19 protein-coding genes are annotated in these 18,546 nt (G+C 72.2%); 16 read left to right on the plus strand and 3 right to left on the minus strand.

Going from position 1 to position 18,546, the window contains the following annotated elements; genetic code table 11:
• Positions 1 to 37 precede the first annotated feature (37 nt).
• From AB0947_RS14985 to AB0947_RS15050, 14 genes are all read left to right on the plus strand, one after another.
• Complete coding sequence (locus AB0947_RS14985) at positions 38 to 1,048, plus strand: FKBP-type peptidyl-prolyl cis-trans isomerase (RefSeq protein WP_366750765.1); 1,011 nt, start codon at positions 38 to 40, stop codon at positions 1,046 to 1,048.
• 87 nt (positions 1,049 to 1,135) lie between these two features.
• On the plus strand, positions 1,136 to 1,507 hold the full coding sequence (locus AB0947_RS14990) for an FKBP-type peptidyl-prolyl cis-trans isomerase (RefSeq protein ID WP_366750766.1): 372 nt from the start codon (positions 1,136 to 1,138) through the stop codon (positions 1,505 to 1,507).
• 144 nt (positions 1,508 to 1,651) lie between these two features.
• Positions 1,652 to 2,605 carry a WYL domain-containing protein gene (locus AB0947_RS14995; RefSeq protein ID WP_366750767.1) on the plus strand — a complete coding sequence of 318 codons (954 nt, stop codon included), beginning with the start codon at positions 1,652 to 1,654 and terminating at the stop codon, positions 2,603 to 2,605.
• A gap of 15 nt (positions 2,606 to 2,620) precedes the next feature.
• Positions 2,621 to 3,625: a WYL domain-containing protein gene (locus AB0947_RS15000; protein ID WP_366750768.1), complete on the plus strand. Its 1,005-nt coding sequence runs from the start codon at positions 2,621 to 2,623 to the stop codon at positions 3,623 to 3,625.
• 145 nt (positions 3,626 to 3,770) lie between these two features.
• Positions 3,771 to 4,031 carry a hypothetical protein gene (locus AB0947_RS15005; RefSeq protein ID WP_366750921.1) on the plus strand — a complete coding sequence of 87 codons (261 nt, stop codon included), beginning with the start codon at positions 3,771 to 3,773 and terminating at the stop codon, positions 4,029 to 4,031.
• A gap of 42 nt (positions 4,032 to 4,073) precedes the next feature.
• The gene (locus tag AB0947_RS15010) at positions 4,074 to 4,268 is read left to right on the plus strand and encodes a hypothetical protein (protein WP_366750769.1); all 195 of its coding nucleotides are present in this window, start codon (positions 4,074 to 4,076) and stop codon (positions 4,266 to 4,268) included.
• A 259-nt stretch (positions 4,269 to 4,527) separates the two neighbouring features.
• Complete coding sequence (tatA, locus tag AB0947_RS15015; protein ID WP_366750770.1) at positions 4,528 to 4,809, plus strand: Sec-independent protein translocase subunit TatA; 282 nt, start codon at positions 4,528 to 4,530, stop codon at positions 4,807 to 4,809.
• Between the two features lie 47 nt (positions 4,810 to 4,856).
• On the plus strand, positions 4,857 to 5,807 hold the full coding sequence (tatC, locus tag AB0947_RS15020; RefSeq protein ID WP_366750771.1) for a twin-arginine translocase subunit TatC: 951 nt from the start codon (positions 4,857 to 4,859) through the stop codon (positions 5,805 to 5,807).
• 147 nt (positions 5,808 to 5,954) lie between these two features.
• On the plus strand, positions 5,955 to 8,807 hold the full coding sequence (locus tag AB0947_RS15025; protein WP_366750922.1) for a DEAD/DEAH box helicase: 2,853 nt from the start codon (positions 5,955 to 5,957) through the stop codon (positions 8,805 to 8,807).
• A gap of 349 nt (positions 8,808 to 9,156) precedes the next feature.
• Positions 9,157 to 10,827 (plus strand): ATP-binding protein, encoded by a 1,671-nt coding sequence (locus tag AB0947_RS15030; protein WP_366750772.1) that lies wholly within the window; start codon positions 9,157 to 9,159, stop codon positions 10,825 to 10,827.
• Positions 10,824 to 11,228, plus strand: coding sequence for a roadblock/LC7 domain-containing protein (locus tag AB0947_RS15035; RefSeq protein WP_366750773.1), 405 nt, complete (start codon positions 10,824 to 10,826; stop codon positions 11,226 to 11,228). The genes AB0947_RS15030 and AB0947_RS15035 overlap by 4 nt, the downstream gene beginning before the upstream one ends.
• A complete protein-coding gene (locus AB0947_RS15040; protein ID WP_366750774.1) occupies positions 11,225 to 11,659 on the plus strand; it encodes a DUF742 domain-containing protein in 435 nt (144 codons plus the stop codon). The genes AB0947_RS15035 and AB0947_RS15040 overlap by 4 nt, the downstream gene beginning before the upstream one ends.
• On the plus strand, positions 11,640 to 12,260 hold the full coding sequence (locus tag AB0947_RS15045) for an ATP/GTP-binding protein (protein WP_366750775.1): 621 nt from the start codon (positions 11,640 to 11,642) through the stop codon (positions 12,258 to 12,260). Before AB0947_RS15040 ends, AB0947_RS15045 begins: the two co-directional genes overlap by 20 nt.
• Before the next feature lie 46 nt (positions 12,261 to 12,306).
• A complete protein-coding gene (locus AB0947_RS15050) occupies positions 12,307 to 13,800 on the plus strand; it encodes a cytochrome P450 (protein ID WP_366750776.1) in 1,494 nt (497 codons plus the stop codon).
• 72 nt (positions 13,801 to 13,872) lie between these two features.
• On the opposite strand, the gene AB0947_RS15055 is transcribed toward AB0947_RS15050, so the two are convergent.
• Positions 13,873 to 14,823, minus strand: coding sequence for an RluA family pseudouridine synthase (locus tag AB0947_RS15055; protein ID WP_366750777.1), 951 nt, complete (start codon positions 14,821 to 14,823; stop codon positions 13,873 to 13,875).
• Between the two features lie 87 nt (positions 14,824 to 14,910).
• Between AB0947_RS15055 and AB0947_RS15060 the strand changes: the two genes are divergently transcribed.
• Entirely contained in the window at positions 14,911 to 15,492 is a 582-nt protein-coding gene (locus AB0947_RS15060; RefSeq protein ID WP_366750778.1) for a GNAT family N-acetyltransferase, read from the plus strand.
• A 137-nt stretch (positions 15,493 to 15,629) separates the two neighbouring features.
• Here the strand turns inward: AB0947_RS15060 and AB0947_RS15065 are convergent, their stop codons facing one another.
• A complete protein-coding gene (locus tag AB0947_RS15065) occupies positions 15,630 to 16,478 on the minus strand; it encodes a siderophore-interacting protein (protein ID WP_366750779.1) in 849 nt (282 codons plus the stop codon).
• A 111-nt stretch (positions 16,479 to 16,589) separates the two neighbouring features.
• Entirely contained in the window at positions 16,590 to 17,510 is a 921-nt protein-coding gene (locus tag AB0947_RS15070) for a 5'-3' exonuclease (RefSeq protein WP_366750780.1), read from the minus strand.
• Positions 17,511 to 17,907: 397 nt separating this feature from the next.
• On the opposite strand from AB0947_RS15070, the gene AB0947_RS15075 reads away from it, so the two are divergent.
• The gene (locus AB0947_RS15075) at positions 17,908 to 18,480 is read left to right on the plus strand and encodes a helix-turn-helix domain-containing protein (protein ID WP_171157960.1); all 573 of its coding nucleotides are present in this window, start codon (positions 17,908 to 17,910) and stop codon (positions 18,478 to 18,480) included.
• Positions 18,481 to 18,546 lie beyond the last annotated feature (66 nt).

The raw sequence follows: 18,546 nt of genomic DNA on the forward strand, positions 1-18,546 counted from the left end.
CGCCATCCGCCAGACCGACCGATTACGAGGCTCTTCCGTGCGCCGACGCTCACTCCTCCTCGCCGCCGTTCCCGCAGGACTGGTCACGCTCGCCGGATGCGGTGACGGCAAGTCCGACTCCGGCAAGACCGGCGCCTCACCGTCGGCCTCGGCCTCGGCGTCGTCCGCGCCCCCGCCCAAGATCGTGGACGGGCCGCTGCCGGCGGTCACGGCGGGCACGAAGTTCGGCGAGAAGCCGACCGTCGCCAAGGGGCCGGGCGACCCGTCGAAGAACCTCGCGGTGAAGACGCTGATCGCGGGCAGTGGCCGCACGATCGCGGAGAACGACTTCGTCCAGGCGAACTACCTCGGCCAGATCTGGAGCACGGCCAAGGTCTTCGACAACTCCTACGACCGCAAGCGCCCCCTGGTCATCCAGCTCGCCCAGGGCGGCATCATCGACGGCTGGCGGTACGGCCTCGCGGGCAAGAAGACCGGCAGCCGCGTCCAGATCGCCGTCCCGCCCACCTGGGGCTACGGCAAGGAGGGCAACGCGCAGGCGGGCATCAAGGGCACCGACACCCTGGTCTTCGTCATCGACCTGATCGACTCCTTCAACTCCAAGAGCTCCGTCAAGGGCACGCCGGTCCCGCAGCACGACACGGCCCTGCCGAAGGTGGCCACCAACACCGACGGCCAGGTGCCCAAGGTCACCGTCCCCCGGACCGACCCGCCGAAGAAGCTCGTGTCGGAGTACGTCCTGGAGGGCGACGGTCCGCAGCTGAAGGCCGACCAGACGATCCTGTGCCAGTTCCAGGGCCTGGTCTGGGACGGCGGCAAGACCTTCCAGCGGACGTACGGCTCCGGCCGGCTCAGCCAGTTCTCGCTGGAGCAGATGCAGCAGGCGGTCAAGGGCCTCGCCCAGGGCCTGACCGGCAAGAAGGTCGGCAGCCGGGTACTGATCGTCGTCCCGCCGGACCTGGGGTACGGCGACAACCCGCCGAGCGGCGGAGTCATCAAGAAGGGCGCCACCCTCGTGTTCACCGTGGACATCCTCGCGGCGATGTAGCGCCCGGGACGTCCGGGGCGGGCGGGAGGCCCGCGATGATGACAGACTGTCCACGTTTCGTGTCGTACACAAGCAGGAGCTTTTGACGTGAGCATCGACAAGCCCGAGATCGACTTCCCGGGCGGCGAGCCCCCGGCGGACCTGGAGATCAAGGACATCTGGGAGGGCGACGGCCCGGTCGCGCAGGCGGGCCAGAACGTCACCGTCCACTACGTGGGCGTCGCCTTCAGCACCGGCGAGGAGTTCGACGCCAGCTGGAACCGCGGCACGCCGTTCCGCTTCCCGCTGGGTGCCGGCCGGGTCATCAAGGGCTGGGACCAGGGCGTGCAGGGCATGAAGGTCGGCGGCCGCCGCCAGCTGACCATCCCCGCCCGCCTCGCCTACGGCAACCAGAGCCCGACCCCGGCGATCAAGCCCGGCGAGACCCTCATCTTCGTGGTCGACCTGCTCGGCGTCTGATCCACGCCCGGCCGGCCGGATCCGACCGGAACCGACCACCTGGGGCCCATGCCTGCTCGGGCATGGGCCCTCGGCTTTTGTCACCGCCCCGCGGAGCGGTACGGTCATCGGTCGGAAGCACCATAGGGAAGGCGAAGGGCGTCGATGGCCATTGCCAAGGCCGAGCGGCTGATGAACCTCGCGCTGTGTCTGCTCGGGACGCGGCGGCCGCTCAGCAAGCGGGAGCTGCGCGAGTCCATCGAGGCCTACCTGGAAGCGGGCAGTGACGACTCCTTCAACCGCATGTTCGAGCGGGACAAGGACGACCTGCGGGAGCTGGGCCTGGTCATCGAGACCGTTGAGAACCTCGAAGGCGAGGTCGGCTACCTCGCCCGCCGCGACAGCAACCGCCTGCCCCCCATCACCCTGGACGCCGAGGAGGCCGCCGCCCTCGGCCTCGCCGCCAAGGTCTGGCAGCAGGCCCGGCTGGCCGGGGCCGCCAGCGGCGCCCTGCAGAAGCTGCGCGCGGCCGGGCTCCCCGAGGACGTCGACCCGTACGAGGCGCACGGCGCCCTGGAGCCGCGCATCCCGGTGCACGAGGCCGCCTTCGAGCCGCTGATGCTGGCCTGCCGCGACCGCCGCACGGTGGTCTTCGAGTACCGCAAGGCCTCCGCCGCCCACCCCGAGCCCCGGCACGTCGAACCGTGGGCGCTGGAGTGCTGGCGCGGTCACTGGTACCTGGCCGGCTTCGACCGCGACCGGGGCGCCGAGCGCGTCTTCCGGCTCTCCCGGATCACCGGCAGGGTCCGCTCCCGGGGCACGGGCTTTACCGCGCCCGTGCCGGACGTCGTCACCGTGCGCGAGACCGTCGCCGGCTGGGCCGGTGAGATCGCCGACCGCTCGGCCCTGATCCGGCTGCGCTCCGGCGCCGGTTACCCCCTTCGGGCGAAGGCCACCGCCGTCCGGGAACTCGGCGACGGCTGGGACGAGTTGGAGATTCCGTACGGGCACGGCCTGGACGCCTGGCTGGTGGAGTTCGGGCCGGACGTGGTGGTCCTGGAGCCGGCCGAGCTGCGGGCCGACGTGGTGGACCGGCTGCGTGCCGTGGCCAAGGGCTGAGGGAGGAGCGGGACTGTGGCAGTCAAACCGGCCAGGACGGTCAACGCCATCGACCAGACGCGGCGGATGCTCTCCCTGGTGACCTACCTCAGAGAGCGCCCCGGCGCCCGGATCGCCGACGTGGCGCGCGCCTTCGGCATCACCGAGGACGAGCTGGTCGCCGACCTCGATCTGCTGCCCATGTGCGGCACCAGCTTCCGCGGCGGCGACCTGCTGGACATCGACACCGACGGCGAGCGCATCTGGTGGCACAACCCGGCCGCACTCGGCGAGGACGCGGCCGAACCGCTCCGGCTCGCCGCCGACGAGGCCACCGCGCTGCTGGTCGCCGCCCGCGCGGTGTCGACCCTGCCCGGCCTGCGGGAGGGCGACCGCCAGGCCCTGCTGCGGGCCACCGCCAAGGTGGAGGCCGCGGCCGGTGAGGCCGCCGGTGCCAGCTCCCGGCTGTCGGTGACCTTCGAGTCCGAGGGCGGCGTCTTCGCCGATGTCGACCGGGCGATCTCCGAGCGCCGCCGGCTGTGGATCCGCTACTACTCCCCGGCCCGGGACGAGGTCACCGAGCGCGAGATCGACCCGATCCGCCTGGTCAGCGTCGGCCACACCTATGTGGAGGCATGGTGCCGCCGCTCCGAGGCGCGGCGCACCTTCCGCCTCGACCGGGTCGCCGAGATCAAGATCCTCGACGCGCCCTCGGCGCCGCCCGAGATAGAACTGCGCGACCTCTCCGAGGGGCTGGTGCAGCCGGCCGCCGAGGACCCCGAGGTGGTGGTCGAGGTCGGCCCCGGTGGCCGCTGGGTGGCCGAGTACTACCCGCACGACAGCGCCGATGAGCTTCCCGACGGCGGGCTGCGTATCACCCTGCGCACCCCCGAGCCGGCCTCCCTGCGCCGGCTCGCCCTGCGCCTCGGCCGCGACGGCCGGATCGTCTCCCCGCCCCAGCTGGCGGAGAGCGCCCGCGAAGCGGCGGCGGAGGCGTTGGCCGCGTACGACGCCGAGCCGTCCGTGGGTTCCCGGCGGTGAGGCGCGTCCGCAGGGGGGCGGGGAACCGCGCGGCGAGCCGCCGCGGCGCCGCGGACACGCGACGGCGCGCCGCGGCGGTCCCAGCGACGCCCCTGGTGAACGACCGGAAGAAGGAGCGAGGCCTGTGAGCGAGCGTGCGGGTGAGATGACGGTGGCGACCGCCTTCGCCGGCATGAGACGAGCGGTCCCGGTGATGTTCAGGGCCGGCTGCCCGGACTGCCGCGGCCGCTTCGAACTCGCCGCCGGCGCGCTGCGCCTCGCCATCGGCGCCAGCAGCAAGACGACGTTCTACTCCTTCACCTGCCCCGACTGCGGCGCCGCGGTCCGCAAGCCCGCCGGGGAGCGGATCGTCGAGCTGCTCACCGGCGGCGGGGTGCGGACCCTGCGGCTGCACTCCACGGTGTAGCCCCCCGCGTCGCGCGCCGGCGGACGGTCTAGGCTCGGCGTCATGTTCTGGCCGATGTTCGCGGTAGCGATGGGGTTCCTGGGTATCGCCGTCCTGGGGGTGCTCGCCGTGCGGGTGTTCCTGGAGGCGCGGCGCCTCGGGGAGCAGGTCGCGGACTCCGCACGCCGTATCAACAGGGCCGCCGAGGATCTTGAGCGGGCGTCCGCGCGCGCGGCCCGCGCCGTGGACGCGCTGTGAGCGGTGCCGGGCGGTGCCCATGAGACCGGCGATGCAAGCGCTTTGTGTCACTTCGCCCTGTCATGCTGCCCTGTGGGACAGGTACGCTGCTGGTCATGGTGTGGAGAACGAGGCCCGCACCGTGGACCGGGAGTACGCACGGGGATTGCCTCACGTTTACCCCTGAGCGTTACGATCGCTGCCAGCATGACCATCGGACACATGTCCGACTGGTCGGACAGCACCCCACCCAGCCGCCTCGGTGAGAAGGTAAAGACTTATGTTCGGAAGGCTCGGAGCTCCCGAGATCATTCTCATCCTCGTCGTCATCGTCCTGCTGTTCGGCGCGAAGAAGCTTCCGGACATGGCCCGCTCGCTCGGCAAGTCCGCGCGCATCCTCAAGAGCGAGGCCAAGGCGATGAAGGAAGAGGGCGGCAGCACGTCCGCCCAGCCGCCCACCACGGGCGAGCAGCCCCCGGCGCAGCGCACCATCCAGGCGGCCCCCGGTGACGTGACCAGCTCGCGGCCGGTCAACGAGCCGACGGACACCACCCAGCGCTGACGCACGGCCGGAGACCCCCGGCCTGCCGCACGAGATGAGGACGTGGGTTGCTCAAGCCTGCCCGCAAGAAGGAGAAGGATCCCGAGGGGCGGATGCCCCTCGCGGATCACCTTCGTGAGCTCCGCAACCGGCTCGCGAAGGCGATGCTGGCCATCGTCATCGTGACGATCGTCGCGGCCTTCTACTACAACGACATCATCAACTTCCTGACGAAGCCGATCCTCGACTCGGTCGGCTGCCAGGAGACCTTCGCACAGCTGGCGCACTCCAACGGCAAGACCCAGTGCGCGGAGATCACGATCAACGGTCTCCTCGCGCCGTTCACGCTGGCCCTCCAGGTCTCGCTGACGGCGGGTGTCGTGCTCGCGTCGCCGATCTGGCTCTACCAGCTGTGGGGCTTCGTCGCGCCGGGCCTGCACCGCCACGAGAAGAAGTACGCCTACGCCTTCGTCTTCACGGGCGCCCCGCTGTTCTTCGCGGGTGCCTTCTTCGCGTACAAGGTGCTGCCGACCACCGCGAAGGTGCTGATCGACTTCACGCCGAACGGCGACATCAAGAACCTGCTGCCGCTCGACGACCTGCTCCAGCTGGTCACCCGCATGGTGGTCGTCTTCGGCCTCTCCTTCGAGCTGCCGCTGCTGCTGGTCATGCTCAACCTCACCGGGGTGCTGACCGGCCGGCGCATGCTCGGCTGGTGGCGGGCCATGATCCTCGGCATCACGGTGTTCGCGGCCGTGGCCACCCCGAGCACCGACCCGCTGTCCATGCTGGCCCTCGCCGGGCCGATCTGGGTGCTGTACTTCGGCGCGGTCGGCTTCTCCCTGCTCAACGACAAGCGCCGACGCCGGCGCGAGGCCGCGGGCCCCGCGGACGACGAGGCCTCCGAGCTCGACCTCACGCCCGAGGACATCGGCGACGTCGAGCCCGTCCCGGCCGCCCGGGCCGTGCCCGAGCAGGCGAGCGCCGACCGGGTCAACGGATACGACGACGCGACCTGAGCCCTCACCGAACCGCCACGCGATGCCCCCGCCTCCCCGAGGACGGGGGCATCCGTGTCCCACCGGGCCGTCCGCCGCGATTCTTCCGGTCTTCTTACCCTCCGGTTCTCTTACCTTCGGGCTGTCGTCCGGAGGGTGATCCGGATAATGATCGTCCTGTTGTCAGCGGGGCCCGGTACGCTCGAAAGCACGATGACAGAGGACCTCTCACCGGCCGAGCGGTACGCGGCAGCCCGCAGGCGGGCAGCCGAGCAGGCCACCGCGCTCGCCTCCTTCCGCGAGATGTACGACTTCGGCCTCGACCCCTTCCAGATCGAGGCCTGCCAGGCCCTCGAAGCGGGCAAGGGCGTCCTGGTGGCCGCCCCCACCGGCTCGGGCAAGACGATCGTGGGCGAGTTCGCCGTCCACCTCGCCCTGCGGCAGGGCAAGAAGTGCTTCTACACGACGCCCATCAAGGCGCTGTCGAACCAGAAGTACGCCGATCTGTGCCGCCGCTACGGCACCGGGAAGGTGGGCCTGCTCACCGGCGACAACAGCGTGAACTCGGACGCCCCGGTGGTCGTGATGACCACCGAGGTGCTGCGGAACATGCTCTACGCGGGCTCGCAGACCCTCCTCGGCCTCGGCTACGTGGTCATGGACGAGGTGCACTACCTCTCCGACCGCTTCCGCGGCGCCGTCTGGGAAGAGGTGATCATCCACCTGCCCGAGTCGGTGACCCTGGTCTCGCTCTCCGCCACCGTGTCCAACGCGGAGGAGTTCGGTGACTGGCTGGACACCGTCCGCGGTGACACCGACGTGATCGTCTCCGAGCACCGGCCGGTGCCGCTGTTCCAGCACGTGCTCGCCGGGCGCCGGATGTACGACCTGTTCGAGGAGGGGGAGGGCCACAAGAAGGCCGTCAACCCCGACCTGGTCCGCCTCGCCCGCATGGAGGCCACCCGGCCGTCGTACCAGGACCGCAGGCGCGGACGGGCGATGCGGGAGGCCGACCGGGAGCGCGAGCGCCGGCAGCGCTCGCGCGTGTGGACGCCGGGCCGTCCCGAGGTCATCGAACGGCTCGACTCCGAGGGCCTGCTGCCGGCCATCACCTTCATCTTCAGCCGCGCGGCCTGCGAGGCCGCCGTCCAGCAGTGCCTGTACGCGGGCCTGCGGCTCAACGACGAGGAGGCACGGGAGCAGGTCCGCGCCCTGGTCGAGGAGCGCACCGCCTCCATCCCGACCGAGGACCTGCACGTCCTCGGCTACTACGAATGGCTGGAGGGCCTGGAGCGCGGCATCGCCGCCCACCACGCGGGCATGCTGCCGACCTTCAAGGAGGTCGTGGAGGAGCTGTTCGTACGCGGTCTGGTCAAGGCCGTGTTCGCCACCGAGACCCTCGCGCTCGGCATCAACATGCCCGCCCGCTCGGTGGTCCTGGAGAAGCTCGTCAAGTGGAACGGCGAGCAGCACGCCGACATCACCCCCGGCGAGTACACCCAGCTGACCGGCCGGGCCGGCCGCCGGGGCATCGACGTCGAGGGCCACGCCGTGGTGCTGTGGCAGCGCGGCATGAGCCCCGAGCACCTCGCCGGGCTCGCGGGCACGCGCACGTACCCGCTGCGCTCCAGCTTCAAGCCGTCGTACAACATGGCGGTCAACCTGGTCGAGCAGTTCGGCCGGCACCGCTCGCGCGAGCTGCTCGAGACCTCCTTCGCCCAGTTCCAGGCCGACAAGTCGGTCGTCGGGATCTCCCGGCAGGTGCAGCGCAACGAGGAGGGTCTGGAGGGCTACAAGGCCTCCATGACCTGCCACCTCGGCGACTTCGAGGAGTACGCGCGGCTGCGCCGCGAGCTGAAGGACCGGGAGACCGAGCTGGCCCGGCAGGGCGTGCACGAGAGGCGTGCGGAGGCCACCGTCGCCCTGGAGAAGCTGAAGCCGGGCGATGTCATCCACGTGCCCACCGGCAAGTACGCGGGCCTGGCCCTGGTCCTGGACCCGGGCCTGCCCGCGGGCCGGTCCAACGGCCACCGCGGCTTCGACCACCACGACGGGCCGCGTCCGCTGGTGCTGACCGCCGAACGGCAGGTCAAGCGGCTGGCGTCGATGGACTTCCCGGTGCCGGTCGAGCCGCTGGACCGGATGCGCATCCCCAAGACCTTCAACCCGCGCTCGCCGCAGTCCCGCCGGGACCTCGCCTCCGCGCTGCGGACCAAGGCCGGGCACATCCCGCCGGAGCGGGCGCGCAAGAAGCGGTCCCAGGCCGCCGACGACCGCGAGATCGCACGGCTGCGTACGGCGATCCGGGCGCATCCCTGCCACGGGTGCAACGACCGCGAGGACCACGCGCGCTGGGCCGAGCGCTACCATCGGCTGCTGCGCGACACCTCGCAGCTGGAGCGGCGCATCGAGGGCCGTACGAACACCATCGCGCGGACCTTCGACCGGATCGTGGCCCTGCTGACCGAGCTGGACTACCTGCGGGGTGACGAGGTCACCGAGCACGGCAAGCGGCTCGCGCGGCTCTACGGCGAACTGGACCTGCTGGCCAGCGAGTGCCTGCGCGAGGGGGTCTGGGAGGGACTCGCCCCCGCCGAACTGGCCGCCTGTGTCTCGGCCCTGGTGTACGAGGCGCGGGTCGGCGACGACGCGATGGCGCCGAAGCTGCCCTCCGGCAAGGCCAGGGCCGCGCTCGCTGAGATGGTCAGGATCTGGGGCCGGCTCGACGCGCTGGAGGAGGAGTTCCGGATCAACCAGACCGAGGGTGTCGGGCAGCGGGAGCCGGACCTCGGGTTCGCCTGGGCGGCGTACATGTGGGCGTCCGGCAAGGGGCTGGACGAGGTGCTGCGGGAGGCGGAGATGCCGGCCGGGGACTTCGTGCGGTGGTGCAAGCAGGTCATCGACGTGCTCGGGCAGATCTCCGCCGCGGCCCCCGCGGAGGGCTCGACCGTGGCCAAGGCCGCGCGCAAGGCCGTCGACCAGTTGCTGCGGGGCGTGGTCGCCTACTCGTCCGTGGGCTGACCCTGCCGTCACGGCGTGGGAACGGGGGTCGCACCGGTCGAGGTGCGGCCCCCGTCGTCATTTCACCCCGCACGGTGAGCAACTCTCGTACACCCGTGCGCTGTTACTCCTTGTGTGCACGCAAAAACCCAGCGTGCAAAAGGAGTTGAGAGTACTCCCCTCGCGGGGCGATTTCAGGTGCTTGCCGAATATGACACGGCGATGATCCGGTCGGACTAAGCTCGCCCGCGGCGCACCGAGTTGAGATGAATCGTGCGTCTGTTCGCACATGTGGAATGTGCCCCGGTAGTTCCCTGTATTCCCCCCACATGCACCCCCGAACCCAGCCGACTCGTCCCAGAAGGCATCCATGGTGAGTGTTCAGAAGCCTCCCGGTCGCCGTGAACGTCCCTATGCGCGCGTGCTGTTGCCGCCGGCCATAGTGATGGCCGCGGCGGCCGGGGCCGCCGTCGCCCTGGTACCGCCCACGGCCCGGCTCGCCGTCGGCGCGTGCGGAGCACTGGCCGTCCTGCTGGTCCTCGGCACGGCCGGGGAGGCCGCCCGGCGCGGCCGTCTGCTCCGCGAGGCGCGGGCCGAACACGCCCGCCACGCCGCGCACCTGGAGCAGCGGATCGCCGCGCACAACGACCTGATGGAGCGCTTCGCCACCGACGTCCTGCCCGCCGGCTTCTACCGGCTGCGCCGCGGCCAGGTGCTCAGGGACGTCGTACGCGACGTGTTCGACGCGGACCCCGAACTGCGCGGCCTGCCCGAGGGCTACCGGGAACTGGTGCGCATCGCGCTGCGCGGCGCCGACCAGGAGATCTCGATGCGCGACGCCACCGAACGCTCCTTCGTGAGCGTCGCCCGGCGCGTCCAGGCCATCGTCCACCAGCAGGCGTACGAACTCCGCGAGATGGAGGAGGACCACGGCCGCAACCCCGAGGTCTTCGACGACCTGCTGCGCATCGACCACGGCACCTCGCTGATCGGCCGGCTCGCCGACACCATCTCCGTCCTCGGCGGTGGCCGGCCCGGCCGCCAGTGGCCCAAGCCGGTCTCCCTCTACAGCGTGCTGCGCGGCGCGATGTCCCGCATCCTGGAGTACCGCCGCATCAACCTCGCCTCGATCGTCAACATCAACATCAAGGGCACCGCGGTCGAGCCGGTCATCCACGCCGCCGCCGAACTCCTCGACAACGCCACGCGCTACTCGCCGCCGTCGACGAAGGTGCACGTCACCGCCGTCGAGGTGCAGGCAGGCATCGTCATCGAGATCGAGGACTGCGGCGTCAGCCTCAGCGAGGAGTCCCGCGCCCGCATCGAGCGGATGATCGAGGACGCCAAGAACGGCGAGGACGCGCACAATCTCGGCGAGAACCCGCGCCTCGGCCTCGCCGTCGTCGGCCGCCTCTGCAAGCGGTTCGACATGGACGTCTCGCTGCGCGCCTCCGCGTACGGCGGTGTCCGCGCGATCCTCGTGGTGCCGCGCGTCATGACGACCACCGAACCCGGTGTCGGCGCGGCGCACGGCATCGGTGCCGCCGCCGCCCAGATCCCCACGGCGGACGCCGTCGAGGGCCCCAAGCGCCCGCCCAAGAAGCGCCGTCCCACCAGCCCCAAGATCCCCGCCGGGATCTCGCTGGAGGACGACGTCCCCGAGGTCACCGAGTGGACCGCGGGCGGTCTGCCGCAGCGCCGCAGCCGGGTGAAGACCCCGCTCAGCCAGCGGTACGCCGAACAGGCCGCCATCGAACGCGCCGAGCGCGAGGGCCGGCCGACCATCTGGTCGCAGAAGAAGGCGGAACCGGAACCCGAGCCCGAGATCGACCCCGAGCGCAAGAAGCTCATGGAACGGCCGCCGGGCATGTGGATGGAGGCCTTCTGGGACGGTCTGCGCGAGGGCATGCCCCCGGACACCCCCACCCACGAACTGACCGACTTCACGCTCCACCCCACCAAGTACCTGCATCTGCTCAAAGATTCGGCCGACCCCGTCCAGGGCGCCACCGAGGCCGACGACGAGGGGGACCCCCAGTGATCCAGCAGCAAGGCAACCTGGACTGGATGCTCAAGCAGCTGAACGACGGCGTGCCGGGCATCGAGATGATCGTGGTCCTGTCCGCCGACGGCCTGCGCATCGCCCGCTACGGCGGCGACCCCGACGCCGCCGACCGGGTCGCCGCCGCCTGCGCGGGCGTGCAGAGCCTGGCCGTCGCCATCATCCAGGAGCTGCCCGGCGCCGGCGACATGAAGACCGTCGTCTTCGAGATCGACGGCGGCTACTTCTACCTCATGAACGCCGGCCCCAACGCCTTCCTCGCCGTGCTCTCCGACGTGACCTGCGAACCGGGGCGGATGAGCGGCATGATGCGCGACCTCGTCGTCCGGATCGGCGCCCATCTCACCAGTCCGCCCCGGCGGAACGGGCAGACCGTATGACACCTCCACGACGCACGCGGCGCCGGCCGCAGCCCCCGCCCGCCCCGCGGCTGCCGCAGCCCCCTCAGCGTCCGCCGCAGGACGCGGCGGAGGCCAAGGGGCCGGGCGACAACCCGGAGCGGCTGTACTCCGTCACCGGGTCCGGCGACGGCGCCCGCGCCGAACTCGACCTGGTGACCCTGATCGTGGCGCGCTCCGGACCCCCGGTCTCCGCCACCCCGGAGCAGGCGGCGGTGCTCCGGCTCTGCGGGACCCCCCTGTCCGTGGCGGAGCTGTCCGCCTACCTCCGACTGCCGTTCAGCACGATGACCGTCCTGCTCACCGAGCTGATCACGGCCGAACTGGTGCAGGCGCGCGCCCCCATCGTCCGGCAGGCGCTCCCCGACCGTTCACTCCTCGAAGCGGTGATGCATGGACTTCAACGGCTCTGACACCCTCCCCGGCCCGCGCACCGAGGACCACCTGCCGCACACTGCGCAGGCCGCGGTGAAGATCGTGATCGTGGGAGGCTTCGGCGTCGGAAAGACCACCATGGTCGGTGCGGTCAGCGAGATCAGACCGCTGACCACCGAGGAGACCATGACCCAGGCCGGCATCGGCGTCGACGACGACTACGGCTCCGAGTCCAAGACGGCCACCACCGTGGCCATGGACTTCGGCCGGATCAGCATCACCGAGAAACTGGTCCTCTACCTCTTCGGCACCCCCGGCCAGGAGCGCTTCTGGTTCCTGTGGAACGGCCTGTTCGAAGGCGCGCTCGGCGCGGTCGTCCTGGTCGACACCCGGCGCCTGGAGGTCAGCTTCGACGTGATGGGCCGGCTGGAGGAGGGCGGCGTGCCCTTCGTCGTCGCCGTCAACTCCTTCCCGGACGCGCCCCGTTACCCGGTCGAGGAGCTGCGCACCGCCCTCGACCTGAGCCCGGGCATCCCGATCATCGACTGCGATGTGCGCCGCCGGGCCTCCAGCAAGGACGTGCTGATGACCCTGATGGGCTTCCTGCACTCCCTCGCCATGTCCGGCGCCCTCACCTGACCGGCAGCCCACCGACCCCGAACCCTTCCGCCCCGGAGCGACCACTGTGACGCCTGAATCCCCCTCACCGACCGGGACACCCGACACCCTCTCCGGTCCGCCACCGGGCTGCCCCGCGCACGGCCCCGGCCCCGGGGGGCCGCGCCGGCTCTACGGCCCCGACGCGGAGGACCTCGGCGACCTCTACGAGCGCCTGCGGGAGGAGCACGGCCCCGTGGCACCCGTGCTGCTCCACGACGACGTACCGATGTGGGTGGTCCTCGGCCACGCCGAGAACCTGCAACTGGTGCGGAACCCCTCGCAGTTCACCCGCGACAGCCGGATCTGGACCCCGCTGCGCGAAGGCATGGTCAAGCCCGACCACCCGCTCATGCCGCACATCGCCTGGCAGCCCGTCTGCTCCCACGCCGAGGGCGAGGAGCACAAGCGGCTGCGCGGCGCGGTCACCGCGGCCATGGAGACCATCGACCACCGCGGGATGCGCCGGCACATCGGCCGCTACACCCAGATCCTGGTCAACGGCTTCTGCGAGCGGGGCCGGGCCGAGCTGGTGTCCCAGTTCGCCGAGCACCTGCCGATGGCCGTGATGTGCGAGATCCTCGGCATGCCCGAGGAGTACAACGACCGCATGGTGCAGGCCGCGCGTGACGCCCTCAAGGGCACCGAGACCGCCATCCAGAGCCACGCCTACGTCATGGACGCGCTCAGCCGGCTCACCACCCGGCGGCGCGTCCGGCCCGAGGACGACTTCACCAGCCACCTCCTCACCCACCCGGCCGGGCTCGGCGACGACGAGGTCCGCGAACACCTGCGCGTCGTCCTCTTCGCCGCCTACGAGGCCACCGCGAACCTCCTCGCCAACGCGCTGCGCATGGTCCTCACCGAGCCGGGGTTCCGGGCCCAGCTCAACGGCGGCCAGATGACCGTGCCGGAGGCGATCGAGCAGTCCCTGTGGGACGAGCCGCCGTTCAGCACGGTCTTCGGCTACTACGCCAAGCAGGACACCGAGCTGGGCGGGCGGCAGATCCGCGAGGGCGACGGGCTGCTCTTCGCGCCGGCACCGGGCAACATCGACCCGCGGGTGCGGCCCGACCTGTCCGCGAGCATGCAGGGCAACCGCGCCCACCTCGCCTTCGGCGGCGGCCCGCACGAGTGCCCCGGGCAGGACATCGGCCGCGCCATCGCCGACGTCGGCGTCGACGCGCTGCTCACCCGGCTGTCCGACATCCAGCTCGACTGCGCCGAGGAGGACCTGCGCTGGCGGTCGTCCATCGCCTCCCGGCACCTGGTGGCCCTGCCGGTGCGCTTCGAACCGAAGCCGCAGCAGGACGTCGACATGCCGCCGCGAGCCATGCCGGTCCCGCCGCAGCGCTCCGACTGGCAGGTCGGCACCCTGCGTGGCGATCCGGCCCCGGCTGCCGAGCCGGCCCCGGCACCCGTGCGCGCGGCCTTCCCCCCGGCCCCCGCCCCCGCGGCCCCGGAACCGCCCCGCCCCCGGGGCCTGTGGGGCCGACTGCTGCACTGGTGGCGCGGAGAGTGACACGGCGCCGCTGCCGGCGGCACCTGCTCCGGGGGAGCGGGTGCCGGCCCGGCGTGATCCGGACGAGCGGCCCTACGTCCCGGCCGTCCACGCCTCGGGTGACGTCCACGCGCCCAGGGTGCGGGCGCTGGTGAACGCGTGTTCCGCACCGGTGACCGGGTCGGTGAACTCCAGGCCGCGCGCGAGCAGTTGCAGGGGGCGGCGGAAGTCGCCGGGCGGTACCGGGGCGGTCACCTCGGGGTACAGCGGGTCGCCGAGGATGGGCACGCCCAGCGCGGTCAGGTGCACCCGGAGCTGGTGGGTCTGCCCGGTGGCCGGCACGAGCCGGTAGCGGCCGAGCCCGGCCCGCTGCCCGATCAGCTCCACCCGGGTCTGCGCGTTCGGCTCGCCCGGCACCTCCCGCGCTGCCGGCACCCCGCGCTCCTTCACGATCCTGCTGCGCACGGTCCGGGGCAGCACGAGCGCGGGATCGTACGGCGCCACGGCCTCGTACTCCTTGCGCACCCGCCGGTCCCGGAAGAGCGACTGGTACGCACCCCGCTCCTGCGGCCGCACGGTGAACAGCACCAGCCCGGCGGTGAGCCGGTCCAGCCGGTGCGCGGCCGTCAGCGTCGGGATGCCGAGCTCACGCCGGAGCCGGGCCAGCGCGGTCTGGGCGACGTGCGCGCCACGCGGGGTGGTGGCCAGGAAGTGCGGCTTGTCGGCCACCACGATGTGCTCGTCCCGGTACACCACCTCCACCGGGAACGGCACCGGCACCTCGGCGGGCAGCTCTCGGTGGAACCAGACGAACATCCCCGGCCGGTACGGGGCGTCCGGCGCCACGGCCCGCCCGTCGGCCCCGACCACCAGCCCGGCGGCGAACATCGACTCCACCACCCCGGCCGGGGCCCCCGTCAGCCGCTCCACCAGATGCTCCCGCACGGTGGCCCACGCCCCCTCCACGGGCAGCCGGACGCGGACGGGGTCCACGCCCTCGCGCTGGGGGAGCGGGGCGGGCGGCGGCGGGGTTCGGCGTCTCATCGGGGTCAAGGGTACGGGGGCACGCTCACCCCGCCGGCCGTCGCAAAGAGGCGGTCCGCCGGTCCCGTACTCGGCAGGATGGGGATCATGCCGTTCCTCACCAGCCCCGTCCTGACCCCCGGCGTCCTCGCCCGTATCCCGCAGCCCGCCCTCCCCGCCGCCGGCGGCACGCTCCTGCGCCCGTGGCGGGCCGAGGACGCGCCCGCCGTGCACGCCGCCTTCGAGGACCCGGTGCTGCGCCACTGGCACGGCCGGTCCTGCGACTCCGCGGACGAGGCCGCAGGCTGGATCGCGCAGTGGCGACAGGGGTGGGCGGAGGAGCGCGAGGCGCAGTGGGCCGTCGTGGACGAGGGCACGGACGAGCTGCTGGGCCGGGTGGCGCTGCGCCGGATCGTGCTGAGCGACGGCGTCGCCGAGATCGCGTACTGGACGGTGGCGGGGGCGCGGGGCCGGGGCGTCGCCCTGCGTGCCGCGACCGCCCTGACCCGCTGGGCCTTCGACGAGGCCGGCTTCCACCGCCTGGAGCTCATGCACGCGATCGCCAACCCCGCTTCCTGCCGGGTCGCCGGCAAGGCCGGCTTCGCCCTGGAGGGCACCAAGCGCAGCGCCTACCTCCACCAGGACGGCTGGCACGACATGCACCTGCACGCGCGGGTACGGGGCGACTGACCCGGCGGGACTGCGCGGGAGCGGGGGACGGGAGACCGGCGTACGGAACCGGCGCCGTCCGGCGTACGAAGGCCGCGGCGTCCGGCGTACGGAAGCGACGGCACCCTTCCCGGATGCCGCCGCTGCTTTCCGTCCGCTCAGGCGGCCGCCGCCGGGCCGTGCTCCTGCTCCGCCTCGATCCGGGCGTTCCACTCCCGCTTGGAGGCCTGCCAGCCGTCCTCGTTGTGGCCGAGCCGCCAGTAACCGGAGATCGACAGGTCCTCGCGCGGGATCTGGCGCTCGACCCGCAGCAGCCGGCGCAGCTCCTTCACGAAGCCCGCCTCGCCGTGCACGAAGGCGTGCGGCCGGCCCTCCGGGAACTCCAGCCTGCGCACGGCCTCCAGCAGGGCCTCGCCGACCGGCCGGTCCCCGCGGTGCAGCCAGACGACCGGCACCTCGGTGTCGATCTTCTGCTCCTCCTCGGGTCCGGAGACCTCGACGAACGCGTGCGCTCGGGCACCGGCGGGCAGCGTCTCCAGGGCGCGGGCGATGGCGGGCAGCGCGCTCTCGTCCCCGGCGAGCAGGTGCCAGTCGGCCTCCAGGTCGGGCGCGTACGCGCCGCCGGGGCCCATGAAGCGCACGGTGTCGCCGGGGCGTGCGCGCAGCGCCCAGGGGCCGGCCAGGCCCTCGTCGCCGTGGACCACGAAGTCCAGGGTCAGCTCGCGATGTCCGGGGTCCCAGGCGCGCACGGTGTAGGTCCGGGTCACCGGCCACTGCTCGCGCGGGAACTCGGCGCGGATCCGCTCCAGGTCGAAGGGCTCCGGGTAGACGACTCCGGCGGCGCCGAACAGCAGCTTCACATAGTGGTCGGTGCAGGTGTCCGCGGTGAATCCGGCCAGACCCTCGCCACCGAGCACCACGCGCTGCATGTGCGGGGTCAGCCGCTCGCTGCTCACCACCCGGGCGGTATGGAGCTTGCGCGGCTTTCGTCCCGGACGCTCTGCCATCACGGCCTCCTGCAAGGTTGGTTAGGTTTACCTAAGTTAGCACCTCGCGCCGATTCGACACCTCTGTGATGAGTGTTCGATGAGATCCTTTTGCCGGAACATGGGCCGGGCTCACTCCGCGAGCGTGTGCAGCAGCCGCTGCAAGGAGCCGCCGAGGCCCCACCGGTGCGTCAGTGCCTCCAGTTCCGCCGGGTCGTGCGGTGCGCGCGGCAGGGCCGTGCGGACGTCCGGCAGCGGCACGTCGTCGGCGACCCGCACCACCTTCGGCGCGACCGCGAGGTACGGCCGGGCCTCGGTGAGCCGCTTGCGCTGCGACGGCGTGAGCTTCGCCCGCGGGTCGTCGACCGCCGCCATGATCCCGGCGAGGTCACCGAACTCGGCGAGCAGCTTCGCGGCCGTCTTCTCGCCGATGCCGGCCACGCCCGGCAGTCCGTCGCTCGGATCGCCGCGCAGCAGCGCCAGATCCGCGTACCCCCGCCCGTCGACGCCATACTTCGCGCGCAGCACCGCCTCGTCGGTCAGCTGGAGCGTGCCGACGCCCTTCACCGGATACAGCACCCGGACCCGGCGCTCGTCGTCCACGAGCTGGTACAGGTCGCGGTCGCCGGTGACGATGTCCACCGGGCCCCCGGCCCGGGCCGTGAACGTGCCGATCACATCGTCGGCCTCGTACCCCGCGACCCCGACACGGGCGATACCGATCGCGTCCAGCACGTCCTCGATCACCGGCACCTGCGGGGCGAGGGTGTCCGGCACCTCCTCCTCGTCCGGCACGCCCTCGTGCTCCTCGGCGACCCGGTGCGCCTTGTAGCCGGGGATGAGGTCCACCCGCCACTGCGGGCGCCAGTCGGCGTCCATGCAGGCCACCAGGTGCTCCGGGCGGTGGTCCTTGACCAGCCGGTCGATGAAGTCCAGCAGCCCGCGCACCGCGTTGACGGGCGTGCCGTCCGGCGCCTTCACGGAGTCCGGGACGCCGAAGTAGGCGCGGAAGTACAGCGAGGCGGTGTCGAGAAGCATGAGTCGTCCGGTCACGGACGCATCATGCCGCACGGCACCGACAGCGGCCCGCGCTCCCGGAACGCGTGCGTCACGGGCGGGCGCCGTGCGCCGCGGCGGCCGGGGACCCGGCGGCCCACGGACAGGTTCAGGCCAATCACCCGGCGTGAGGAACCCTGGCCCGTGCCCGGACACCCGGCCCAGCTCGACGGCAGGTTCACGCGCCGGGGCGACCGCGTCCCGGAGTGCTCCCCGGCCCCCGGGTGCTGGCGCGAACCGTGAGGTTCCGGAGGCCTGGAAGTGTCAGGGATGTGACAGGCACGTGAAACGGTTTGCCGAACATGCGTAGGGTGCAGAGAAGTCATCGGAAGAGGTGTGCCCCACAGCGGGCACCCGGCAAGCGGCACGACGAGCGAGGGAGGGAGCCGGAGCGATGGGCGACCACAAAGAGCAGCAGCCCGTGCGGGTGGGCGCGGCCGTCCGGCGGCGCCGTCGTGCGCTGGAACTGACCCTCGCCGTCGTGGCCGAGCGCAGCGGCCTGTCGGTGCCCTTCCTCAGCCAGGTCGAGAACGACCGGGCCCGCCCGAGCCGCACCTCCCTGGAGAAGCTGGCCGACGCGCTGCGCACCACGGCCGTCGAACTCCTCGCCGCCGCCGACCCGGCCGCCAGCGTGGACGTCGTCCGCGCCGAAGCCGTCGCCGAGGGCGACTTCGACCCCCGTACCCGCTCCCTCGTGCGCGGCCACCACCAGCTGCACGCGTCCGAGTTCACCGGCGACCACGACGCGGGCCGCGAGTTCCAGCACCGCAACGACGAACTGATGTACGTCGCCGACGGGGCGGTGGAGATCGAGGCCGAGGGGCGCGCGTACCGCCTCGGACGCGGTGACACGCTGTATCTGACGGGCGGGGTGCGGCACCGGTGGCGGGCGACCGTGCCGGACACGAGGGTGATCGTGGTGGCCGTGGCGGAGCACATCGAGGCGGTGCAGGATCGGGCACGCTGAGCGCCCGCCGGACGGAGCGGTGCCCGACCGCCGGAGTCCCCGGGTCCGCGCCGGCCGGTCGCTCGG

This window comes from Streptomyces sp. NPDC047841, from assembly GCF_040704085.1.
Lineage (GTDB): Bacteria > Actinomycetota > Actinomycetes > Streptomycetales > Streptomycetaceae > Streptomyces > Streptomyces argyrophylli.